The organism is Acinetobacter chengduensis (assembly GCF_003664645.1).
Taxonomy (GTDB): domain Bacteria; phylum Pseudomonadota; class Gammaproteobacteria; order Pseudomonadales; family Moraxellaceae; genus Acinetobacter; species Acinetobacter chengduensis.
Genome location: NZ_RCHC01000007.1, coordinates 166,520 through 188,451 on the forward strand (window position 1 = coordinate 166,520; position 21,932 = coordinate 188,451).

22 protein-coding genes and 4 tRNA genes are annotated in these 21,932 nt (G+C 40.1%); 10 read left to right on the forward strand and 16 right to left on the reverse strand.

Annotated elements, in window-relative coordinates; translation table 11 throughout:
• Window positions 1-24: 24 nt before the first annotated feature.
• From rutG to D9K81_RS08380, 8 genes are all read right to left on the reverse strand, one after another.
• Window positions 25-1,386: a pyrimidine utilization transport protein G gene (gene rutG, locus D9K81_RS08345; RefSeq protein ID WP_120375263.1), complete on the reverse strand. Its 1,362-nt coding sequence runs from the start codon at window positions 1,384-1,386 to the stop codon at window positions 25-27.
• Window positions 1,387-1,417: 31 nt separating this feature from the next.
• Window positions 1,418-1,966: an NADH-dependent FMN reductase RutF gene (gene rutF / locus D9K81_RS08350; RefSeq protein WP_227601954.1), complete on the reverse strand. Its 549-nt coding sequence runs from the start codon at window positions 1,964-1,966 to the stop codon at window positions 1,418-1,420.
• 102 nt (window positions 1,967-2,068) lie between these two features.
• Entirely contained in the window at window positions 2,069-2,449 is a 381-nt protein-coding gene (gene rutC, locus D9K81_RS08355) for a pyrimidine utilization protein C (RefSeq protein WP_120375264.1), read from the reverse strand.
• 30 nt (window positions 2,450-2,479) lie between these two features.
• Window positions 2,480-3,235 (reverse strand): pyrimidine utilization protein B, encoded by a 756-nt coding sequence (rutB, locus tag D9K81_RS08360; RefSeq protein ID WP_120375265.1) that lies wholly within the window; start codon window positions 3,233-3,235, stop codon window positions 2,480-2,482.
• Entirely contained in the window at window positions 3,232-4,347 is a 1,116-nt protein-coding gene (rutA, locus tag D9K81_RS08365) for a pyrimidine utilization protein A (protein WP_120375266.1), read from the reverse strand. Before rutA ends, rutB begins: the two co-directional genes overlap by 4 nt.
• Before the next feature lie 337 nt (window positions 4,348-4,684).
• A complete protein-coding gene (gene rutD, locus D9K81_RS08370; protein WP_120375267.1) occupies window positions 4,685-5,485 on the reverse strand; it encodes a pyrimidine utilization protein D in 801 nt (266 codons plus the stop codon).
• Window positions 5,486-5,573: 88 nt separating this feature from the next.
• Window positions 5,574-5,831, reverse strand: coding sequence for a hypothetical protein (locus tag D9K81_RS08375; protein ID WP_120375268.1), 258 nt, complete (start codon window positions 5,829-5,831; stop codon window positions 5,574-5,576).
• 176 nt (window positions 5,832-6,007) lie between these two features.
• On the reverse strand, window positions 6,008-7,195 hold the full coding sequence (locus D9K81_RS08380) for a S1C family serine protease (RefSeq protein WP_120375269.1): 1,188 nt from the start codon (window positions 7,193-7,195) through the stop codon (window positions 6,008-6,010).
• A gap of 173 nt (window positions 7,196-7,368) precedes the next feature.
• Between D9K81_RS08380 and D9K81_RS08385 the strand changes: the two genes are divergently transcribed.
• From D9K81_RS08385 to D9K81_RS08395, 3 genes are all read left to right on the forward strand, one after another.
• Window positions 7,369-8,127, forward strand: coding sequence for a Nif3-like dinuclear metal center hexameric protein (locus D9K81_RS08385; RefSeq protein ID WP_120375270.1), 759 nt, complete (start codon window positions 7,369-7,371; stop codon window positions 8,125-8,127).
• Between the two features lie 287 nt (window positions 8,128-8,414).
• On the forward strand, window positions 8,415-9,029 hold the full coding sequence (locus D9K81_RS08390) for a superoxide dismutase (RefSeq protein WP_120375271.1): 615 nt from the start codon (window positions 8,415-8,417) through the stop codon (window positions 9,027-9,029).
• A 238-nt stretch (window positions 9,030-9,267) separates the two neighbouring features.
• The gene (locus D9K81_RS08395) at window positions 9,268-9,894 is read left to right on the forward strand and encodes a superoxide dismutase (RefSeq protein ID WP_120375272.1); all 627 of its coding nucleotides are present in this window, start codon (window positions 9,268-9,270) and stop codon (window positions 9,892-9,894) included.
• Between the two features lie 163 nt (window positions 9,895-10,057).
• Here D9K81_RS08395 and chrA read toward each other — a convergent pair whose 3' ends face one another.
• On the reverse strand, window positions 10,058-11,278 hold the full coding sequence (chrA, locus tag D9K81_RS08400) for a chromate efflux transporter (protein WP_120375273.1): 1,221 nt from the start codon (window positions 11,276-11,278) through the stop codon (window positions 10,058-10,060).
• A gap of 431 nt (window positions 11,279-11,709) precedes the next feature.
• Between chrA and D9K81_RS08405 the strand changes: the two genes are divergently transcribed.
• The 6 genes from D9K81_RS08405 (at window position 11,710) to D9K81_RS08430 (ending at window position 13,478) form a co-directional block, all read left to right on the forward strand.
• Window positions 11,710-11,785, forward strand: a tRNA-Asn gene (locus D9K81_RS08405).
• Between the two features lie 5 nt (window positions 11,786-11,790).
• Window positions 11,791-11,866 (forward strand) — tRNA-Asn (locus D9K81_RS08410).
• A gap of 301 nt (window positions 11,867-12,167) precedes the next feature.
• Window positions 12,168-12,243, forward strand: a tRNA-Asn gene (locus tag D9K81_RS08415).
• A gap of 232 nt (window positions 12,244-12,475) precedes the next feature.
• Entirely contained in the window at window positions 12,476-12,781 is a 306-nt protein-coding gene (locus D9K81_RS08420) for a hypothetical protein (protein ID WP_120375274.1), read from the forward strand.
• A 114-nt stretch (window positions 12,782-12,895) separates the two neighbouring features.
• Window positions 12,896-12,971: transfer RNA gene (locus tag D9K81_RS08425), tRNA-Asn, on the forward strand.
• A gap of 60 nt (window positions 12,972-13,031) precedes the next feature.
• Window positions 13,032-13,478, forward strand: a complete 447-nt coding sequence (locus D9K81_RS08430) for a DUF2726 domain-containing protein (RefSeq protein ID WP_120375275.1) — start codon at window positions 13,032-13,034, stop codon at window positions 13,476-13,478.
• Between the two features lie 140 nt (window positions 13,479-13,618).
• On the opposite strand, the gene D9K81_RS08435 is transcribed toward D9K81_RS08430, so the two are convergent.
• Window positions 13,619-13,855, reverse strand: coding sequence for a hypothetical protein (locus tag D9K81_RS08435; protein ID WP_120375276.1), 237 nt, complete (start codon window positions 13,853-13,855; stop codon window positions 13,619-13,621).
• A gap of 146 nt (window positions 13,856-14,001) precedes the next feature.
• Window positions 14,002-15,744 carry an FAD-dependent monooxygenase gene (locus D9K81_RS08440; protein WP_120375277.1) on the reverse strand — a complete coding sequence of 581 codons (1,743 nt, stop codon included), beginning with the start codon at window positions 15,742-15,744 and terminating at the stop codon, window positions 14,002-14,004.
• A gap of 207 nt (window positions 15,745-15,951) precedes the next feature.
• Between D9K81_RS08440 and D9K81_RS08445 the strand changes: the two genes are divergently transcribed.
• A complete protein-coding gene (locus tag D9K81_RS08445; protein ID WP_120375278.1) occupies window positions 15,952-16,845 on the forward strand; it encodes a LysR family transcriptional regulator in 894 nt (297 codons plus the stop codon).
• A gap of 35 nt (window positions 16,846-16,880) precedes the next feature.
• Here the strand turns inward: D9K81_RS08445 and D9K81_RS08450 are convergent, their stop codons facing one another.
• The 5 genes from D9K81_RS08450 to glnA form a co-directional block, all read right to left on the reverse strand.
• On the reverse strand, window positions 16,881-18,332 hold the full coding sequence (locus D9K81_RS08450; protein WP_120375279.1) for an alpha/beta hydrolase family protein: 1,452 nt from the start codon (window positions 18,330-18,332) through the stop codon (window positions 16,881-16,883).
• Between the two features lie 120 nt (window positions 18,333-18,452).
• Window positions 18,453-19,334: a 4-hydroxybenzoate octaprenyltransferase gene (gene ubiA, locus D9K81_RS08455; protein ID WP_120375280.1), complete on the reverse strand. Its 882-nt coding sequence runs from the start codon at window positions 19,332-19,334 to the stop codon at window positions 18,453-18,455.
• Between the two features lie 29 nt (window positions 19,335-19,363).
• The gene (locus D9K81_RS08460) at window positions 19,364-19,849 is read right to left on the reverse strand and encodes a chorismate--pyruvate lyase family protein (RefSeq protein WP_120375281.1); all 486 of its coding nucleotides are present in this window, start codon (window positions 19,847-19,849) and stop codon (window positions 19,364-19,366) included.
• Window positions 19,850-20,123: 274 nt separating this feature from the next.
• Window positions 20,124-20,402, reverse strand: coding sequence for a hypothetical protein (locus tag D9K81_RS08465; protein ID WP_120375282.1), 279 nt, complete (start codon window positions 20,400-20,402; stop codon window positions 20,124-20,126).
• Between the two features lie 99 nt (window positions 20,403-20,501).
• The gene (gene glnA, locus D9K81_RS08470; protein ID WP_171406900.1) at window positions 20,502-21,917 is read right to left on the reverse strand and encodes a type I glutamate--ammonia ligase; all 1,416 of its coding nucleotides are present in this window, start codon (window positions 21,915-21,917) and stop codon (window positions 20,502-20,504) included.
• Window positions 21,918-21,932: the final 15 nt, after the last annotated feature.

The window sequence follows — 21,932 nt, forward strand, 5'->3', positions numbered from 1 at the left end:
CACAGTTTGTTTCAAAATTATCTCCTAGTGGTGTACTACTGCTGGTGCAGCATCATCCTTAGATTCTGTAGATTCAACTGGTGCATCTTTTTCTTCACCACGGTTCAACATAAAGTTTAAGAAAATCGCAGCCAATGTTGCAGTACCAATACCGCCCAAATCAAAACTACCAATATGCAAACTAAAATTACCCGCCCCCATAATTAAGCTGACCGCAGCAATAATTAGTGTACTGTTTTTAGTGAAATCGACTTTATGATCGATCCAAATTTTAGCGCCAGCAATGGTGATTAAACCAAACACCACAATAGATGCACCGCCTAACAATGCCACGGGAATAGTGCTAATCACTGCACCAAATTTTGGTGATAAACCCAGTAAAACCGCAAATACCCCTGCCACTACAAACACCGTTGTTGAATACACTTTGGTGACCGCCATTACGCCAATATTTTCAGCATAAGTCGTCATACCTGTACCACCGACTGAAGCAGACATAGTCGTACACACGCCATCCGCTAAAAATGCACGGCCCATGTATGGGTCAAGGTTTTTACCCGTCATGGCAGATACGGCTTTAAAGTGCCCTAAATTTTCTGCCACTAAAATTAAAGCAACTGGAGCAATCAGCAACATCGCATTAGCTTCAAAGACAGGTGCATGGAATGTTGGTAAGCCAAACCAAGCGGCATTTGAAATTGCAGCAAAATCAATCGGCTTACCAAAGCCCATTAGATTTGTGAGCAAGAAATACAGCACATAAGCAGCAACAAGTCCCAACAACAAGAGTAAACGGCGTACCATACCGCGGGTAAATACCGCCACAGCACTGATACATAAAATGGTGACTACTGCCATCCACGTATCAAAAGTACTCGCAGATACGCTCTTAATAGTTACTGGCGCTAAGTTCAAACCAATAATCATCACAATGGCGCCCGTCACAATCGGTGGCATGAGTTTTTCAATCCATGCTGTACCTGTTTTCATTACCACAAGGCCAATACCTGCATAAATCAGACCGCATGCAATCGTACCGCCAAGCGCTAATGCAATATTTGGATTAGAACCGACACCGCTATATCCTGTTGCGGCAGCCACTGCACCAATAAAAGCAAAACTTGATCCCAAATAACTCGGCATGCGTCCGCCAGTCATCAGGAAGAATAAAATGGTGCCAATACCTGTTATAAAAATGGTCAGGTTCGGATCAAAACCCATCAGCAAGGGAGCCAGCACAGTCGCGCCGAACATGGCAAATGCGTGTTGCAGGCCCAAGACCATGCTCTTTGAAGGGGGTAAGTATTCGTCAGTTTGTACTGGCGTTGTATCTAGGTTGCCTGTATAAGGCTTAAATTTTGGAAACCACGGTTCTTTTGCGTTCATTCGGCTCCCCTCCTTCAGATGGGACTGGATCTTAGTTCATAGGTTGAGGTTCACAATAGCTACGATTGAAATACATCAAGGCATTCGCGCCTTCTTGACTCTGCATGGCTTTCACTTCGCAAATCAGTACATCATGGCTCCCCACAGACATGCTCTGTACTACTTCGCAATCGAAAGACACTAAAGCATCTTCTAAAACAGGCGCTTGCGTTATTAATGTGCGCCAAACACCATGCGAGAAACGTTCCAGCATTGGAGTTTTACCGCCAAAAATATTGGATAGATGACTTTGCTGTGCATGCAGCGTATTTACGCACAGCACTTTATTGGCTTTAAATGTTTCAAAGACAGATGCAGAGCGGTTTAAACATACCAATAATGTGGGTGGCATATCGGTCACGCTACACACTGCGGATGCCGTAAAGCCTGCTTGGCCAGCATCTCCTTGGGTGGTAATCACATTGACTGCTGCACCTAAATTGGCCATGCCTTGTCGAAAAGTGGCTTGATCGACCGCCTTACAGGTTTGCGCCTCTACCGTTTCGAGTGTCGGAATATGCGGTGTAGAAAACGTATGCATCGCATCCGATGTGCTAATTTTGCTGTTCATAGCCTGCTCCGCAGACTGAAAATACATGCCAAGTTCATCACTTAGCGTTTTCAGCCTAAGTTATTCATTTAGTTATACATGCACAATGGATGCAATTTCGACTAAAGCTTCGGGCTTTACTAAGCCCGTCTGCACGCAATAACGTGCTGGTTTATCCCCTGGGAAATATTCTGCATAGACCGTGTTAAATGCGGCATAGTCGGCCCAGTCTTTAAGAAAAATATGGTTAAAAGTCACGTCATCCATTGTGCCTCCAGCAGTTTCCAGCACCTTTTTAATGGTTTCTAAAATATGGCGTGCTTGGCCCGCACAATCACCAACGTGCACCACATTGTTGTTTTCATCAAATGCTAAAGTACCTGACACATAAACAATATTGTCTGCTTTGGTGGCAGGTACAAAAGGTGCGAGTGGTTTAGCCGTTCCTTCTGGAACAATGATTTCTTTTGGCATATTTGGAGCCTCTAAATGGTTGATCTGTATTTATGCTGATTTATCTAATTGCGCTTTGGGTTGAAATGTTTCGACAAAATTTGCCGTATCCGATACCCAGCCAAAGAATGTTTTAATATTAAATAGGCTCGCCTCATGTGCCTCTACTGGACCTGCTTGATAGCAGGCATCGTCCAAAGCCACACCAAAATATTCAAGGAAGAAACCGTCACGTAAGGTTGATTCCACACACACATTGGTCGCTATGCCAACAAACACGAGGTTACGAATTCCTCTGCAACGAAGCATGCTGTCTAAGGCTGTGTTGAAGAAACCGCTATAACGTGGCTTTTCAATGACTAAGTCATGATCCAAAGGTTGCAGTTCATCAATTAACTCAAAATCCCAATGACCTTTAGCCAGTAATGTGCCTTGCAAATCAGGATTTTTACGCATAGTTTTTAAGGCATTGGATTTATGAAAATTCGGTGAATCTGCACCGCCCGCTTCACGGTATTGTTCATCCCAACCATTTTTAAAATAAATCACTTGAATGCCAGCAGCATGCGCTACATCAACTGCTTTTTTTATATTTTCGACCACAGGTTTGGTTTTAGAGACATCAAAACCTGCCAAGTCCAAATAGCCACCCTGAGATGTATAGGCATTTTGCATATCAATCACAATCAGCGCCGTTTGCTCAGGTGCCAGCATAATGGACTCTGGTGCTGCCACAAGGCACTTGCCAGTTCCTGCTTTGGCTGTAAAAGTGCTACATACGGTATCTTTGCTATTTAATTCAATCATGCTGATTTCTCCAGTACAGAAAGTGGTGCTGGGTCAGCGTCAACCACGATGTCTTGACGGCTTTTCATTAAAGGCTGAATGCGCTGGCCAAAATCTTCTACACCTTGAATAAAATCATCAAAGGTCAGTAAAATACCGCCTGTGCCTTCAATCTCATCCAGTTCATCTAGCATTTTTGCAACATTTTCAAATGAACCCACCAATGTGCCCATATTGATGTTCACAGGCGAAACACTCGAAGCCATTTGGCGAATATTGGTATCCGCACCTGATTTGGTGTCTTTGCCACCTTGATTCATTAACCAATTAATGGCTTCAATGTCTGCGCCATCGTTATAGCTTTGCCATTTTGCAAATGCAGCTTCATCTGTTTCAGCTGCAATCACCATAAACAGCACATAAGTCTGTACATCACGTCCCGTCGCATCGGTATGTGTTTTTAAACGGTCATTAATTTCTGCATACGCAGTTGGTGTATTTAAACCTTTACCAAAGACAAAGTTATAATCTGCATATTGTGCGGAAAATGCTAAGCCTGCATCGGACTGACCTGCACAAATAATTTTCATATCTGCTTGCGGTTTTGGGCTTACACGGCAATCTTCCATTTGGAAATGATCGCCTTTAAAGTCTGATTTTCCTGTCGCCCAAAGTTCGCGTAATACCTGTACATATTCAGATAAATATTCATAACGTTGAGCAAAGTATTCATCGCCCGGCCACATGCCCATTTGGGTATATTCTGGCGCTTGCCAGCCCGTTACGACATTTAGGCCAAAGCGCCCATTGGAAATCGAATCAATGGTCGAAGCCATACGCGCTACAATTGCGGGTGGCATTACCAGCGTTGCTGCAGTTGCATAAATTTTAATTTTGCTGGTAACTGCGGCTAAGCCCGCCATTAAAGTAAATGTCTCGAGGTTATGATCCCAAAATTCAGTTTTTCCCCCAAAACCGCGTAATTTAATCATCGACAATGCAAAGTCAAAACCATAATGTTCTGCGCGTTGCACGATCTGTTTATTCATTTCAAAACTAGGTTTATACTGTGGCGCATTTTCAGAAAGTAGCCAGCCATTATTGCCAATTGGACAGAAGACACCGATTTTCATAGACACCACCTCTTTTTACATTTTGATAAAAAACAGCTGTTTTTAATCAGCCTTTCATTCTTAATGAATATTTAGCAAATGCTGTGCCAAATATATTTTATCTATATTTATCAAATATTTAATATTTTTATATTTTACTTTTTAGTAAAAAACAATACCTAGCACTGTGATCTGTTTTAGGTAGTTCTGTATTAAAACAGTGCACATTGCGACCTAAGATACAGCTAGGCACACCATCAGATCATGTATATTTCACTCAATCTGAAAATTTAACTTTCATTAAAAAAACCCGAATAAAAATTCGGGTTTTTTAAGCTAAAATGAATAGGTAGCAAAATTATGACTGTAGTAAAAAATCCAGCAATGCCTGATTGATTTGAGCCGTCTGCGTATGCGTTGATGCATGAGCACCCTGTGCAAAAATACTCAGTTGGCCATGGCCAATTTGCTGTTTTAAGTCTGCTGACTTTTGCACAGGAACTAAAAAGTCATCCTGATTGGCCACGTAGTGCATACGTATATGTGCTAAAGCCTCAACATGTGCATGCCCCACTTTAAACTGTTGTAATGCATTTAACCGCGCTAAAATATTTTCATGCGGTGGAAACTGACTAAGCTGAGCATTTTCAGCCTGTGTGAGCTGTTCAATATGTATTGAAATCCACTGTGGCGGATATAAAAACAAAGCTTGAGCTCGTACATAAGCCTCTGCACCACTGTTTTTTAATAAGCTAATACGTGCTTGAAAACATTTCTGCGTATGCGGGTCTAATTCATTCCATGCATTAATGGGCGTTAGACTTTTCATAGTTAATGGAAGTTTTTGTTGAGTAATCAAACGCGCTAGTTCTATACCAATATGCCCGCCTAACGCATGCCCAATAAAGTGAAATGTGGAAATTTCAGTATCTAATAGAATGTTTAGCAGTTGCTCTGCCATCAGTTGCATGCTGTATTCTTGTGGAAGGTGCGTTGCACCCGCATGACAGCCCTCTTGGTCATAAAGCACCACATGAAAATGTTGCTGAAAGGCGTTAATTTGAGGCTGCCAAAATGCGCCATGCCCGCCTAAACCTGATGAAAATACCACATAATCTGCATGTGGATTGAGCATACAGCGATGAATCTGATAGTGCATTGAATGGCCTTTATAAGATATATATTTTACCATTTAGCAAAATATGTGCCTATTTCATGCCGTTTCAGTTTGCCACTGAGCAATAGGTTTAAATCCAGTAAACATTAAAGCTATAAAAAAATTCGTTTACTTCAAAACGCACTTGATAACCCAGCTGTGTTAATTCCGCAGACAAAGCACGAATTTGATCTAAAGGTAAATGCTTAGGCAGTACAGTAAAAACTGCAGTATTGCCCTGTTTGGCATTGCTTTCAATTTGTTGTGCTAAACGCATTTTGTATTGCTCAATATTTAAATTGGCATGTGTAGAAAATTCTTTTGCTTCTTTTGCGCTAATAAAGCTCATTTTTATGCTCTTCAGTTGTTATTTTGACTTAAATATAGCCTAACGCAATTTTATTCATACTGCTTATTTTGCAACCAAAATTTACATCAGCTGTTCTTTTATTGTTGAGTTATTATCGGCTATTTAAACATTATGCAAAAAAAGCACCTTTTCAGGTGCTTTCAATATAAATCGAATTAACGTGGTAAAGGAATATATTGCGAATTTGAATTACGACTTTTCACTTTACGTTCAGTAATACCTACTGTTAAGTTCATTGGTTTTCCATCACGCTCAATAGACAATGTTACCGTCGTGTTTGGTGCTTGGAATGCAACGTAGTTAATTAGATTTGATGGAGATGTCATCTGTTCATCATTCACTTTCAAAATTTTATCACCACGCTTTAAGCCTGCCACTGCAGCAGGACCACCATCCTGAACATCCGCAACAATTACCCCAGTTTGCTGTTTCGCATCAAACACATCATCATTTGTCACAGACTGTACACTAATACCAATATAACCGCGTACAACACGTCCATCTTTTAAAATGGCATTCATAATCTGCTGACAAATTTTGGCTGGAATAGTAAAACCAATTCCTAAAGAACCACCAGATTGTGAGAAAATTGCTGTATTCACACCAATTAAATTACCCGCAACATCAATCAGTGCGCCACCCGAATTACCTGGGTTAATAGCCGCATCTGTTTGAATAAAGTCTTCATAGGTATTAATACCTAGTCCAGAACGACCAGTGGCTGAAATAATGCCTTGAGTCACTGTTTGACCCACACCGAATGGATTTCCAATAGCAAGCACCACATCACCCACTTCATTACCACTTAATTTAAATGGCAATACAGGCAGATTATTTAAATCAATTTTGATGACCGCTAAATCTGTATCTGGGTCTGTACCAATCACTTTTGCTGAAGCACGTCGGCCATCACGTAGCGCGACAACAATTTGGTCAGCCTGTTCAATAACGTGGTTATTCGTCAAAATATAACCATCTGGGCGTACAATCACACCAGAACCTAAGCTGTTTTCATTAGGATCTTGGCTTTGACCATCTGGCAGTTGATTACCAAAAAACTCTCTAAAGGCAGGATCATTGAGCAGAGGATGCTCTAATTTCTTCACTTTTTGCGTGGTAAAAATATTCACGACCGCGGGTGCTGCCACTTTAACCGCGGCACTATAAGACACCACACCACCTGTACGCGTTGTATCAATGAGTGGTTCAAGCTTTTCTGCAGGCATTTTTACCCCATCAGCCGCCACAGGCGCTTGGGGTTTTTGAAGTTGATGCCAGCCGAAAAAACCTAAAATCACAATAATGAGTAACACCCAAGGTAACCACGTAAAGGTCCGGCGCACGCTTATATCCTCTAAAATATTTTTAATTTATTTGATGACTCAGTCATTTAGCTTATATTGTAATGCAAAAAAAGCTGTTCTTATTAAAATAAACACAGAGTTTTGTCATGCTTTAGTTACAATTAAAGGCATATCAGGACCGCTGAAATACTGAGAATTTTAAAGAGATGTTTATGGCGCAATTAAACGAAATTATTCAATGGTGTGATCAAACTTTAAAATCGCGTGAATTTAAAGATTACGCACCCAATGGCCTGCAAATTGAAGGCAAAGCTGAAGTACATAAAATTCTGTGTGCAGTCACTGCATCGCAAGATGCTATTAATGCTGCTATTGCAACTGGCGCAGATATGCTTTTGGTGCATCATGGCTATTTTTGGAAAGGTGAAGCCTACCCCATTACAGGTATGCGTGGAAAACGCATTAAAAGTCTAATTCAGCATAATATTTCATTAGTGGGTTATCACTTACCTTTAGATAGTCACCCTACGCTTGGAAATAATGCAGCCATTGCAGATATTTTAGAATTAAAAAATATTGAAGCCTTAGATCCAACTGAGCGTAACCCAATTGGCAACATTGGCTATCTAGCAGAAGCAATATCTCCTGAAGCATTTCAAGTATTGCTCTCTGAACGTTTAGGCTTTAATGCCATTCACCTCCCAGCAGATAAAAGTACGATTCAAAAAGTGGGCTTCTGCACAGGCGGTGCGCAAGATTATATTTCTAAAGCCTTTGAGCAAGGCTGTGATGCCTATATCTCTGGCGAAGTTAGCGAACGTACATTTTATGAAGCCAAAGAATTAGATGTACATTACTATGCCTGTGGCCACCATGCGACAGAGCGTTATGGTGTGCAACGCTTAGCAAAAGCAATTTCTGAACAATTCAATATTGAATCGAGTTATTTCGAATTAAATAACCCGATCTAATACAATCTGGCTGAACTGCACGGGCTTTATGTACAGCCTGTGCAAGTTCGTTCCGTTTTAAATTATAAAAATATCTACAATAATCGTATTTTCAAGGTTAAGTCCTCTTTCACTCCTTTTTCTTAAAAAGATTTGCTATTCAAAGCAAGACACTTAAAACAATTTAGACCGCTCAAAAAAAAGTAAATGAAAAACATATTGATTCTCATTAACTATTACATAGATAATAAATGTGTTTTATTTACTATTCGATTGTTACTATAAATTGGAAAAAAGGAATCCTAGCAATGGCTTATACTTTACCAACGCTTCCCTATGCCTATGATGCACTTGAGCCAAATATTGATGCAAAGACGATGGAAATTCACCATAGTAAGCATCATCAAACTTATATCAACAATATTAATGGTGCTATTGAAGGCACTGAATGGGAGAAGTTAGCCGTTGAACAGCTGGTTGCTCAAGTCAGTTCTTTGCCTGATCATTTAAAAAATACTGTGATTAATAATGGTGGTGGCCATGCCAATCACTCACTTTTTTGGACTGTTATGAGTCCACAAGGTGGAGGTCATCCACACGGTCCTGTGGCAGAAGCGATTGAAAAAGATATTGGTGGCTTTGATGCTTTTAAAGATGCATTTACCAAAGCCGCTATTAGCCGTTTTGGCAGTGGCTGGGCTTGGCTAAGCCTCACACCTGAGAAAAAAGTCATTGTGGAAAGTAGCGCCAATCAAGACTCTCCTCTCATGCACGGTAATATTCCACTGTTGGGCTTAGACGTTTGGGAACATGCATATTATTTGAAATATCAAAACCGTCGCCCTGAATATATTGCTGCATTTTATAACGTTGTTGACTGGAATGAAGTTAACCGTCGCTATGACGAGGCCTTAAAAGCTTAATCATGATGCCTACATTGGCATAGCTCTGTGCCATTTTCACAACCGCAATGGTCTGTATTTCTAATTCGCTAGATATTATGCTGAAGAAAAACTACGTTGCGGCTGTGTACGCTATATGTCTTGTACTGAAGTTTTTTGCATATTTTGTGTATTAAAAGACTGCCATATTGTCTATAGAATCATTTACAATAAAAGGCACTACATTTAAAACCCAGCTTAATTGCAAGGAATTTAAAACATGACAACGATTACTTTACCAGCGTTACCATACGGTTACGAAGATCTTGCTCCGCACATCAGCAAAGAAACTCTAGAATTCCACCACGACAAGCACCACAATACTTATGTTGTTAACCTAAACAACCTAATTAAAGGTACTGATCTTGAAGGTAAAACTCTAGAAGAAATCATCAAAGCTTCTGCTGGTGATGCATCTAAAGCAGGTGTATTTAACAATGCTGCGCAAGTTTGGAACCACACATTCTACTGGAACTGTATGGCTAAAAACGGTGGCGGTAAAGCAACTGGCGCTTTGGCTGCTAAAATTGACGAAGCTTTCGGTTCTTACGAAAAATTCGCTGAAGAGTTTGCTGCAGCTGCAACAACTCAATTCGGTTCAGGCTGGGCTTGGTTAGTTGCTGACGAAGTAAACGGTAACTTGTCTATCCTTAAAACTTCAAATGCTGACACTCCACTTGCACACGGTAAAGTTGCAGTGTTGACAATCGACGTTTGGGAACACGCTTACTACATCGACTTCCGTAATGCTCGTCCTAAGTACATCTCTACTTTCCTAGAAAGCCTAGTAAACTGGGATTACGCAAATGCTAAATACGCTGGTCAAGAAGCTGGTGTTGAAAAATAAGAGTTTTAATCTTATTTAAAGTATAAAAAATCACCCGCTTTAGGGTGATTTTTTATTGGCTACGATCTTTAATCATGAATATAGATCCAGCCCTTTCTTTTAGCTTTAGATATAATTTACAACGAAAATATATTCTATTCATTTTAGAATGATATAAATGTATTTAGCTTAATAAGTTCAGTACAGCATAGTACATTCCAGATGTTCCTATCAATGTTAGCCATACAGGTATGTTCGTTCGAAGCAAACCAATAACACATACAATAAATAGGATATCCATCCATTGAATCACATACTTTTGGGTCATTTGTATTAATAAACATAGCAATATCCCCACCACTGCAGCATTTACTCCTGCAATGGCTTGATAAATTTTCTTTTGTTTAACAACCCAAGACCAATAAGGCAATACACCAAAAATTAGAAGAAATGATGGTGTGAAAATTACGACTGTGGCAATAATCGCGTTTAATATTACAGAATGAGTCATCGGTAGCAATGCGCCAATATAGCTAGCGAAGCTAAATAATGGACCAGGCATAAGTTGTGCAAAGGCATAACCTAAATCAAATTTTTCATTGGACATAAGTCCCGTCATTACAAAATCTTGATGTAATAGTGGCAAAATAATATGCCCACCCCCAAATACGAAAGAAGCTGTGTGATAGAAGCTCACAAAGCTTTTAATGAGCACACTTGGATGCATATTTTGCAACAAGGGAAACACTAAGAATGGGATAAAAAATAAAATGAGCCAAATATATGCATGCTTTTTTCGAACGGGTACTAATAATTTTTGACTTATTTTTTGTGTTGTAAATTGCTCTTCTATTTTAAAGTATTTAGCCACAACAACTCCCACCAATCCTGCAATCACAATGACAAGTATTTGGTTGAGGGCTAAAGGCACAAAGTAAAGAAATAGAGCTGTAAAGCTCATTAAAATGTATTGCCATAGTTGCTTACATAAACTACGCAACATCTGCCAAAATGCCCAAGTCACTACTGCTAATACAATTAATTGAATAACATGAAAAAATTGAGATGTTAAATAAGGGAATAATTGCACACCCAAAACGGCCACCACGGTCATAATTATTGCTGATGGCAAAGTAAACCCTAACCATGCACAGACTGCGCCTAAATAGCCCCTGCTCACATAGCCTATTGCAAGTCCCATTTGGCTACTCGTTGGACCTGGTAAAATTTGTGCTAAGGCTAATAATTGTGCATATTGTTGTTCATCTAACCACTTCAACTGTTGTACAAAAGTTTTATGAAAAAAAACTAAATGCGCAGCAGGGCCACCAAAGGCTACGCAACCCAATTGAAAAAATATGAGAAAAATTTTGCTATAAGAATGCGAATTGAGTTGATGACCCATAAATATAAATAACCTATTTTTTAATTTGGCTAGCATCATAACCAACTCTGTTTACAACATATTTACACTTTGTGAGCTCATATACTTCTATGATGAGAAAGAAATGATTACTCTTTCATTTAAACCTCATCTCCATGTGTGCAAAATAGTGGCACTCTTTCTCATCGCTATTTCTGCTATAGCCTTGTACGCCCATCATGTTGAAGTACCATGTGACTTAGGCATATTTTTCTTTTAGCTGAACTGCATATAAAAGTTCAGCGCTTAAAACCATACACTAAAAAATAAGCAACTATGCTTATGATAAAAGCTTAAAAGAATCAATATTTAAGCGATGTAAAAGAATTTGCACAATAAAAAAACGTTTAAACCATTTTTCATTTTATTTTTCTTGACCCATCTAAAATTCATCCCTAAAATGCGCATCAGATTCTCCAATAGCTCAGTCGGTAGAGCGACGGACTGTTAATCCGCAGGTCCCTGGTTCGAGCCCAGGTTGGAGAGCCATCTATTCTTCCATAGCTCAGTCGGTAGAGCGACGGACTGTTAATCCGCAGGTCCCTGGTTCGAGCCCAGGTGGAAGAGCCAGATTCAAAAAAGCCCAAGCAGTTAAGACTTGGGCTTTTTTATGTCTAGATTTTAAGGTAAATCCCATAGATGGAATGAAATACGCCCTTATTCAAAATCGAAGTCTACATCCCATAACTTACTTTTAATTAGTGACTTACTAAAAACATATTTATTAATAAACTCCAATATAAAATATGCATTTTATTTAATCAGATTTAATCTTCTTGACTGTTTTTAAATCATTTAATCTTAAAATAAGGATTTTTTTCATTTAAACCCTTGACCCATTACACTTTGACGCATAGAATCCGTTCCAGATTCTCCCATAGCTCAGTCGGTAGAGCGACGGACTGTTAATCCGCAGGTCCCTGGTTCGAGCCCAGGTGGGAGAGCCAAAATTCTGAAAAAGCCCAAGCAACTAAGACTTGGGCTTTTTTATTACCTGTTGTTTTATCTATACATCTATAGCACTTTTATATTTCACCAAAACTATAACTCTGTGCTCACTAAACCCAGCTAAGCCACTTCAGCTCAATTAAAATATTTTCTGTACTTTATATTTGGCTTTTATCCGTACTTAATTCAATATATTTTAAAACATGGCCCACATAATATGGACAATCACACATGGAACTTCCTTGGCTGAAATCGATGATTTTTTGGAGTATCTTAATTATTGCTCTATTGGGTATATTTCAATGCACGCAGCGGACTGAAAATAAAAAGCAAGCCTCGACTTCAATGTATGAGCGCCTGTACCAATGCGCAAAAGAATTACCCACAACGCAGAAAAGCACACTTCAAAATATTCAAAAGCAGATTCAACCCAATATGACACAACAAGAACTCATGACACTTATCTCAAGTTGTCGTAAAACTATTCCTTCTCAAAGCACTGAAACGTATATCAATGCCATTAAAAAACTGTCTTAAAAACACTTCATTTCATATTTTGATTATTTTTAATACACTAAATTCAATTTAAATCATTTTTAGCGCTGAATAGCTTGACCAAACTGCATTTGGCACATAGAATTCGTTTCAGATTCTCCCATAGCTCAGTCGGTAGAGCGACGGACTGTTAATCCGCAGGTCCCTGGTTCGAGCCCAGGTGGGAGAGCCAAAATTCTAAAAAAAGCCCACGCATTATGACGTGGGCTTTTTCTTATGTGTAAGTTTTAACGTGCCCGACTTAAATCAACTTATATTTTTTATTATCGGCTGTTTAGCAAGTTTCGCTTTGCTGTGCATGTTGTTTCCCAAGTTCTTCTATCGTAAGCAAAAGTTCTATCCACGTCGTGTCATTACGAATTTTGAAAGCAAAATGTATGCACGACTATTACAAGCCTTTCCCCAGCATCATGTCTTTGCTCAAGTTGCTTTCAGCGCACTGATCACTAATCATCAATACAAAATCCGCAATCTCTTTAATCGTAAAGTCACAGATTTTGTGATTTTAGACCAAGACTTTAATGTCGTGGTCATTATAGAACTGGATGACCCTTCGCATTTAGGTAAGGAAAAACAAGATGCAGAACGTGATGCGATGCTCGAAGAAGCAGGCTATCGAGTACTCCGCTATACCAGTATTCCAACTGTCATTACGCTCAAAAACGATATTCTTCGCTAGTTAGATCCCGTATAGCACTCACTGGATATAATAAGCTTTATACAGACCTGTTCAGATCTATGATAAAGGCAGAAAATTGACATTAAAAAAGCCAATCATCTGATTGGCTTTTGAATAAGCTTTTGAGCAAAAATTCAGTTCTACTTCGCTACTGTAATCGTATCGACTTCCGAGCTGGCTTGTGTTGCTTGTGCTGCATCACGTGCTTGTATACGCGCTAAATTTTCAGCTTTAATTCGTGCATATTCAGCCTGATTTTTTTCATCACTGGTGACTGCCAAATAAGCCATACTGAGTAAGAACACAGGTATGAGCAAACCCAACGACATGAGAATAATCATTTTCTTTTGATTTGGCTTTGCCTCAGATGCAGACATCTAAACCTCTATTGGATAGTTACACTATTCGGTGGCCATCCAATATAACAAAAATTTAAAAAGCCACAACCAATATGCATACATGCACTCTATACGAATTTATACCAACATCAGATGATATAACTCATATAAAGTGAGCTTAGGCATTAGGTACGCAATTGGACACGATCTAGCACGCATTGCAAGGTTGTCACATAATCAAAGTCAGACATTGGCTTTTCAGCCATACGCCATGCTACATAGCCATCTGGACGCACTAACACCGCACCTGCTTCATGCACTTCAGATTTCGCATTCCATGTACCATAAACATCACGATAGTCACGTGAGCCAATTTGCACCACATCTAAATATGGCAACTCAAGGGCTTCTGTAGCCTGTTTCCAGCCTGTCCCAGATAAGCCAGTCAACAAAGTAAAACGCCCCTGCCCCGTGATATCTAGCGTTGAACGTTTTTGACCTTTTGCATTGATTAACCACGTATGCGGTACTTTTGCACCTGGGCGCGTTGTTGCCTGCAAATACAACTGCGGGTCTCGCTTAAAGATTTCTTCAGCATCTTCAGCAATAACAGCACCCGATACATAGCGTTGATTCAACTCTGTGCCCTGTGCATTAAATTCATAATGCTTAATTTCGAGTGCTTTAAACAATTGCTCACGGATTTTAGCAGCCTCTTCTGTTTCTGCAAAAATACGCTCTAACATTTGCGCCTGTGTCGTTACACCCTGATCAAAACCAAACACATCTTTTAAGTGTTTATAATCAAAACGAGATTGATTGGCACGTGCGACAATCTGCTTACCTACAGGCGCACGTTCCGTGGTATAGCTTTCTAGCAAGCTATCTTTTGCCCAGCCTTTTACTGCATAAGCTAATTTCCAAGCCAAGTTAAATGCATCTTGCATACAGGTATTTGAGCCCAAACCACTTGAAGGTGGATGACGGTGTACGGCGTCTCCCCCGCAGAATACGCGACCCACTGAGTAATTAGTTGCCCATGTTTGGTTCACATACCAGTAAGAAACTTTTTCAATTTCTACATCTGCAATTTCAGCACCTACAAATGCATTTAGTCGAGCACGTACCTGTGCTTCTGTCACTTGGGGTTCACCTTGATCGATATCAAAACCCCAGCCCATAATCCACTGGTTCCAAGGCGTAATCGCACGCAGTAGCCCCATACCAATATCACCAAAGCCCGCCTCAGGATTGACAATCCACTGTAAAATCGCTGGACGATGTTGCACATACTGAGATAGATCGGCTTTAAAAGTGACATAAACCGTACCTGCACGCGACATCACACCTTCTAATGGTAAGTTAAGTTGCTCAACAATTTTAGAACGTGCACCATCCATACCCACCAAGTATTTCGCACGCAGGCTAAACTCTTGCTGTGTTGCATGATTAAAGAAAACTGCCGTCACGCCATCTTTATCTTGGGTATGTGACATATATTCTGTGTTGAAATGATAGATTGCTCCCCGCTCACCCGCATTTTTAACCAGTAATGCTTCCATCTTGGGCTGAATCAAATCAACCAATGGGCATGGACTACCTTCCACATAATCACCATGGCGCTCATCCCCTGTGCCCCATGCGCTCATACGGGCAATTTCCTCACCCACCAAGCTGGTTGTAATTAAACTTTCACCCATTTCTGCCCATGGCGTCGCAATTTCTTTCACTTGCTCTTCAATGCCTAAATCACGCAATACTTCCATCGCGCGCTGATTGGTAATGTGAGCACGCGGGCTGTTTGCCAGCCAATTAAATTGAGTAAACAATTGCACTTTTAAGCCATAGCTTGCTAAAGCCAAACCCAAAGTCGAACCCGCAGGCCCTGTGCCTACTACTAAAACATCCGTATCGTATTGCTTTGACATCTTTTACTCCGCCACTTCGCATCTATAAACAGGTGTGACCACCAACTGTAATCACTGAAGTGTAAAAAAGATTTTAAGCTCACCAAACACCCAGACATTTAAACGATAGTTGCATAGGCTTTTTATCTACATTCGGCCATAATTTCCATGATTTATTGTTTTACCGTTATCTGCATTTGTTAACTTTCTTCCGCAGAGGCCCGTGCTATGGAATTGCGCCATCTCAAATACTTTGCTGCCGTGGCACAATACGGTAGCTTTACTAAAGCTGCCGAACATCTATTTACGGCACAGCCCTCGCTGAGTCAGCAAATTAAAGATTTGGAAGCAGAAGTAGGTGTTCAGCTGATTGACCGCTCAAGCAAACAAATTAAGCTCACCGATGAAGGCCAAGCCTTTTTAGTGCATGCACTCAATGCCATAGAAAGCGCTCATTTAGCGACATCAGCGGCGCAACAAGTTGCGCATCTAAAAAACAATCAGATTCATATTGGTTTTTTAAATGTGGCTGAGCTGAAAATCATGCCACTGATTTTGGATAAACTAAAACGTCAAATCCCCAACATCGCTATTCATATTCAAAGCCTGACCTGTTTAGAACAAATTCGTAAACTCAAAAAATCAGAGTTGGACATCAGTTTTACTCGCTATGCGATTCAGCATGATGACTATGAAAATTTAGCGCTCATGACCGAAAAAATTTATGTGGTTGCTTCAAAAAAACTACATAGCAGTGGCCATGTCTTAAGCAAAAGTTACTTAAGTAAACAAAAGATGATTATGTGTGAGCAAAGTGCTTCACCAGTATTTTATGACAATATTAATCGTATTATTGCTTTAGAGCAGTTACCACAGCAACAAATGCATTGGGTGACCAATGTGCTACAGCATATCAACTTAATTAACATGGGCATGGGCTATAGCTTTGCGCCCGAATATTTACTTAAATTTTTAAATGAAGATGTGCAAATTATAGAAACAGATTTCAACATCGAGGCACTTAAGCTGTATGCCAATTATAAGAAAAACTCTCAGCATCAGGCTCTACAACTGATTTGCACTGAACTCAAAACCGCATCTCAGCACAATCTACAAATATAAAAAGGAGCCAAAGCTCCTTTTTATTATTTCATCTATTAATTCGAGGCAGCAACTCCAGTACAGTGCTCACTCTTGCTGGCATCCTTCTGGGCGCTGGTTAATACAATACCCGTACCCGCAGACATATTGGCTTGAATAAAATCTACCGCCTCAGCATTTTTACAAATAATAGCTTGTGTATGGGTCGCATTTGCTACGATATCCATTTTGTAAGCATCTGCATAATTGGCTTGTGGGAAATACTGCGTTGCTTTTAGCTTCATATTATTAAATACGGCTTGCGTCATTTGTGGTAAAACTGCCTGATCATTTCCACCTTGAATAATATATACAGGTGCTTTAATCACTTGAGCAGCTGTTGCATTGGTCGCTGGCTGATTATCCGCTAAAAATTTCTGTACCACTGGATCAGACTCAATTTTGCTTAAATCAATACCATATTGTGAGATTAAATGCGTTGGATCTTTTAAAAATGCGAGTAAACCAGCTTTAAATTGCTCTTGTAGTCCTTTGGCCGTATCTGGCGCCGCATAACTTAAACATGCACCTTCTTCACCTGTACGACCATACGCATTTTCAGCAATTAGGCCCGCATCCGCAGTAAAGATAGATTTTAAATCATAATCTGGTTGATAGGCCTTAATCCCTGAAGTAGTTAATGCTGCATAAGCTAAAAGCTCTGCATAACCATCCGCAATTTGCCCAATCATTGCTTCGCTTTGCGCCACATTAATCTGTTGTTTTGATAATGCATCACGTACCTGCAATAATTTATCATCTAATATATTGTAGGTTTTAAATACACCAGTGGTATTTTTTGCAGGATCGAGATAAACCTTAATAATTTCCCCTAAGCTTGATGCTGGCGCTGCTGCAACTGCACCCTTATAGTTACTATCCGTATTGGAAAATTCAGCTGTACCCAACGAAGCATGGCCACCTTGTGATTGACCAATTGACATCCATTGAGCATTGAGCTGAGTGCCATAATGCTCTTTGGCTGCTTTTACTGCAGTAATTGCTGAATTGGCTGCACTAGATAAATTAAGATATGGATGAACTCCAGCTGTACCCAATCCTTCATAATCAGGCGCTACAATCACATAGCCAGCAGCTAAGAGTGTATCTGCAAGTATTTTAAAGCGTGGATGGATTTTGTTTTTACTTGGTGCACAATCATCACCCGCACCAACCGTTCCATGCTCCCACACCACCACACGATAACCATCTTTCGGCTGTGTTACTTTTGGAAATAATACCAAGGCAGTTGCTTGAGCAGATTTGCCTTGTAAATTAGTCATGTTGTAAGTCATGACTTTAATAGAAGACGTATTATCAACTGCATCTAAGCTGTAGTTTGCCTCAGATACGTAGCTTGGTGTTTGATTTTGGTCAGATGCTGATGTGTCATTATCATCATTACATGCAGTTAAGGACAGCAGTGAAACTGTCGCTGTCAACGCTACTGCTATTTTTGAAAGTTTCATAAAATATCCTTTTTAATCATTATTTTTAAGCATGAATCTACACGCTGTTTTATTAAGGCATAAAAAAAAGCACCCGAATAGGATGCTTTATGCCAATTTATGCTTTTAAGATCAATAATCTTAAAGCACCAAAGCCATGAAAATACCACAGAAAATTAACAAACCGACCCAACGATTGTGACGAAATGCCCAAAAACACCATTGAGGATCTCGATGACGCGTTTTGCTCCATTGATAAATAAAATCAATAGCCACAACAAACAAGGCAATTAAACCAAATGGGAAAAATAAATTTTCGATATATAAAGCTGAACCAATCAATATCAGGCTAAAGACCTGTAAAACAGAAATGATCTCAATATCATATTTGCCAAATAAAATTGCGGTAGATTTCACCCCAATTTTTAAATCATATTCACGGTCAGTAATGGCATATTGCGTATCATAAGCCACAGTCCACGCCAAATTACCAAAATATAATAACCAACAGGTTAAATCTGGTGTTTGTCCAACTGCTGTATAGGCCATGGGAATCGACCATGAAAATGCTGCTCCTAAAAACACTTGTGGCAGATTGGTATAGCGTTTCATAAATGGGTAAATGAAAGCCAATGCTAATGCACCAAAAGACCAGTAAAAAGTTTCAATCGGCAAGAAAAATAAGGTACATGCACTCGCAAGCACCAAAAAAAGAAACACATAAATTGCTTCTTTGGCACTAATGACACCTGTTGCCAACGGACGGCTTTTCGTCCTTTCAACAGCACCATCTACTTTACGGTCTGCAAAATCATTAATCGCACAGCCTGCAGCACGCATAAATATGGTGCCCAAAATCATTGGAATGAGAATACTGAGTTGCGGTGTGCCCTGATTAGCAATCCAAAGCGCCCACATCGTCGGCCAAAATACCAATTCTGTGCCAATCGGCTTATCAAAACGGCATAAATAATAATAAGCTTCTAAACGCTGACGCCAAGTAATCGGATGCGCGACTGTCATGATGGTCCTTAACTCAATGTTCTGAAAAATTACTGCTGAATATACTGCTCAAATGCAGGCAAAAATGTTTCCTGCACAATAAATTTACAGCCGTGCCAAGTATAACAGCTCTGGCGTGTCCAGCCATCTTCAAGCAACAGCACACGGCGCTCACACGCTGGTGTAGTACGTTGAAATAAAAAATGTCCAATTGGTTTTTTGCCTATATGCTGAAATATTCGCGCACGGCCTTGTAAGCTCTGTATTGGAAAAATACTTTTGGCTTTCACCCAAGGCTTTGCCTCACAGCCATATAAATGACTTTCACGTACCCAAGCCGTATGATGTGCCGGCATTTGCATCCACTGCGCATCGGCTAAGCTTAATCGCTGAAAATGCTCTGCGTTCGGCTCCACCTTAAATATGCCTTGTGCCAAATCCGTTAATTGCTGTGTTAAGGAACCCGATGCATACAGCCATTTTGTTAATTCCGCAGGTATTCTCCGATCCCGCATTTGGCTTTGCTGCTGTTGCATATTCAACCTTCCTTCAATCATTAGCTGTAGTGTAGCTGACTGAAGTGTATTTTTCATGGCTAGCCCAGTTTTTTCGTCACAGCTGTTCAGATTTTGCCAAGCCGTGCGTTATCACTCATAGGCAACGTTTTATTTTTAGAGAGCTCTAAATGGGTACATAGTATTAAACAACCAAATCAATAGTATGACCAACAATAAACCACTCACGACTTTTAAAATATTCAAGCAAAATAAATGACCTATTTACAGGTCATTTATTTATAAAAAGGTTAAATTAAAAATTATCGGTCTTAGCTATCGTTTCAAACTTGCCTTGAGCATTTTTAATTAAAACCAGTCCTTCTGTACTAATATAAAAAATTTCAGGGTAGTCAAAATCTAAAGCCAACTCTGGATTTTTCAGCGCTACAAATTGGGCCTGCTTATAGCCTTCTACGGTACGACCAATCTCTAAATAAGTGACTTCTGAAAAGTTAAGTTTAAATCCCTTCTCCTGATCTGCAGGATCAATCCAAGGAAAAAAACCTGTATGTTTTTTGCGTGGTTTTGCCATATTGCGATATTCATTCAAATCTTTGTTTTATCTTAACGCATCCCATAAAAAAGACCCGCACAAGGCGGGTCTTTTTTTACAGTGAAATTCTTTACAGAATTACAAGCTGTAGTACATATCAAATTCAACTGGGTGAGTAGTCGTGTTAAGACGACGAACTTCTTCAGTTTTAAGTTCGATGTACGCATCAAGCATTTCTTTAGTGAACACACCACCTTTAAGAAGGTAATCGTGGTCAGCTGAAAGTGCTTCAAGCGCCATATCAAGGCTATGCGCCACTGTAGGGATTTTAGCTTCTTCTTCAGGAGGTAGATCGTACAAGTTCTTGTCTGCAGCTTCGCCTGGGTGGATCTTGTTTTGGATACCGTCAAGACCAGCCATAAGAAGTGCTGCGAAACCTAGGTACGGGTTCATCATTGGATCTGGGAAACGTGCTTCAATACGTTTGCCTTTCGGGCTAGAAACGTAAGGAATACGGATAGAAGCTGAACGGTTACGTGCTGAGTAAGCAAGCATAATCGGCGCTTCATAGTGTGGTACTAAACGTTTGTACGAGTTAGTAGATGGGTTTGTGATTGCGTTCAATGAACGAGCATGTTTAATCACACCACCAATGAAGTACAACGCCATTTCTGAAAGACCAGCGTATTCATCACCAGCAAACAAGTTCTTGCCATCTTTAGAGATAGACATGTGAACATGCATACCAGAACCGTTATCGCCAACCATTGGTTTAGGCATAAATGTTGCAGTTTTAGCATATTGGTGAGCAACGTTCCAAACAGCATATTTGAACTGTTGAACTTCGTCAGCCTTACGAACCATAGTGTTGAAGCTTACACCAATTTCAAGCTGGCAAGATGCAACTTCGTGGTGATGAACTTCTACACGGCCAGGGCCCATGATGTCTTCAATACGTGCACACATATCAGCGCGCATGTCTTGTGAAGAATCTACTGGTGGAACTGGGAAGTAACCGCCTTTAACGCGTGGACGGTGGCCAGAGTTACCTGCTTCGTAATCTTTACCTGTAGACCAAGCAGCTTCTTCAGCGATTAATGTGTGGCGCGCGCCAGACATATCGATGTCCCATTTTACTTCGTCAAATACGAAGAATTCTGGTTCTGGACCGAAGAATGCAGTATCACCAATACCAGTAGATTTTAGGTATTCTTCTGCACGGCGAGCAATAGAGCGTGGGTCACGTTCATAACCTTGACCTGTTGAAGGTTCAATTACGTCGCAAGTCACAACAACTGTAGGCTCTGCAAAGAACGGGTCGATGAAACCTGTAGCCGCATCTGGGCGTAAGATCATGTCAGATGCTTCAATGCCTTTCCAGCCAGCAATTGAAGAACCATCAAACATTTTGCCATCTTCAAACGTATCTTCGTCGATTGAATCTGCTGGGTAAGTTACGTGTTGCTCTTTACCCTTAGTATCAGTAAAGCGAAAATCGACCCATTTTGCGCCACTTTCTTGGATGAGTTGAAGGACCTTGTTCGCCATGCTCATTTTGCTCCGATGATT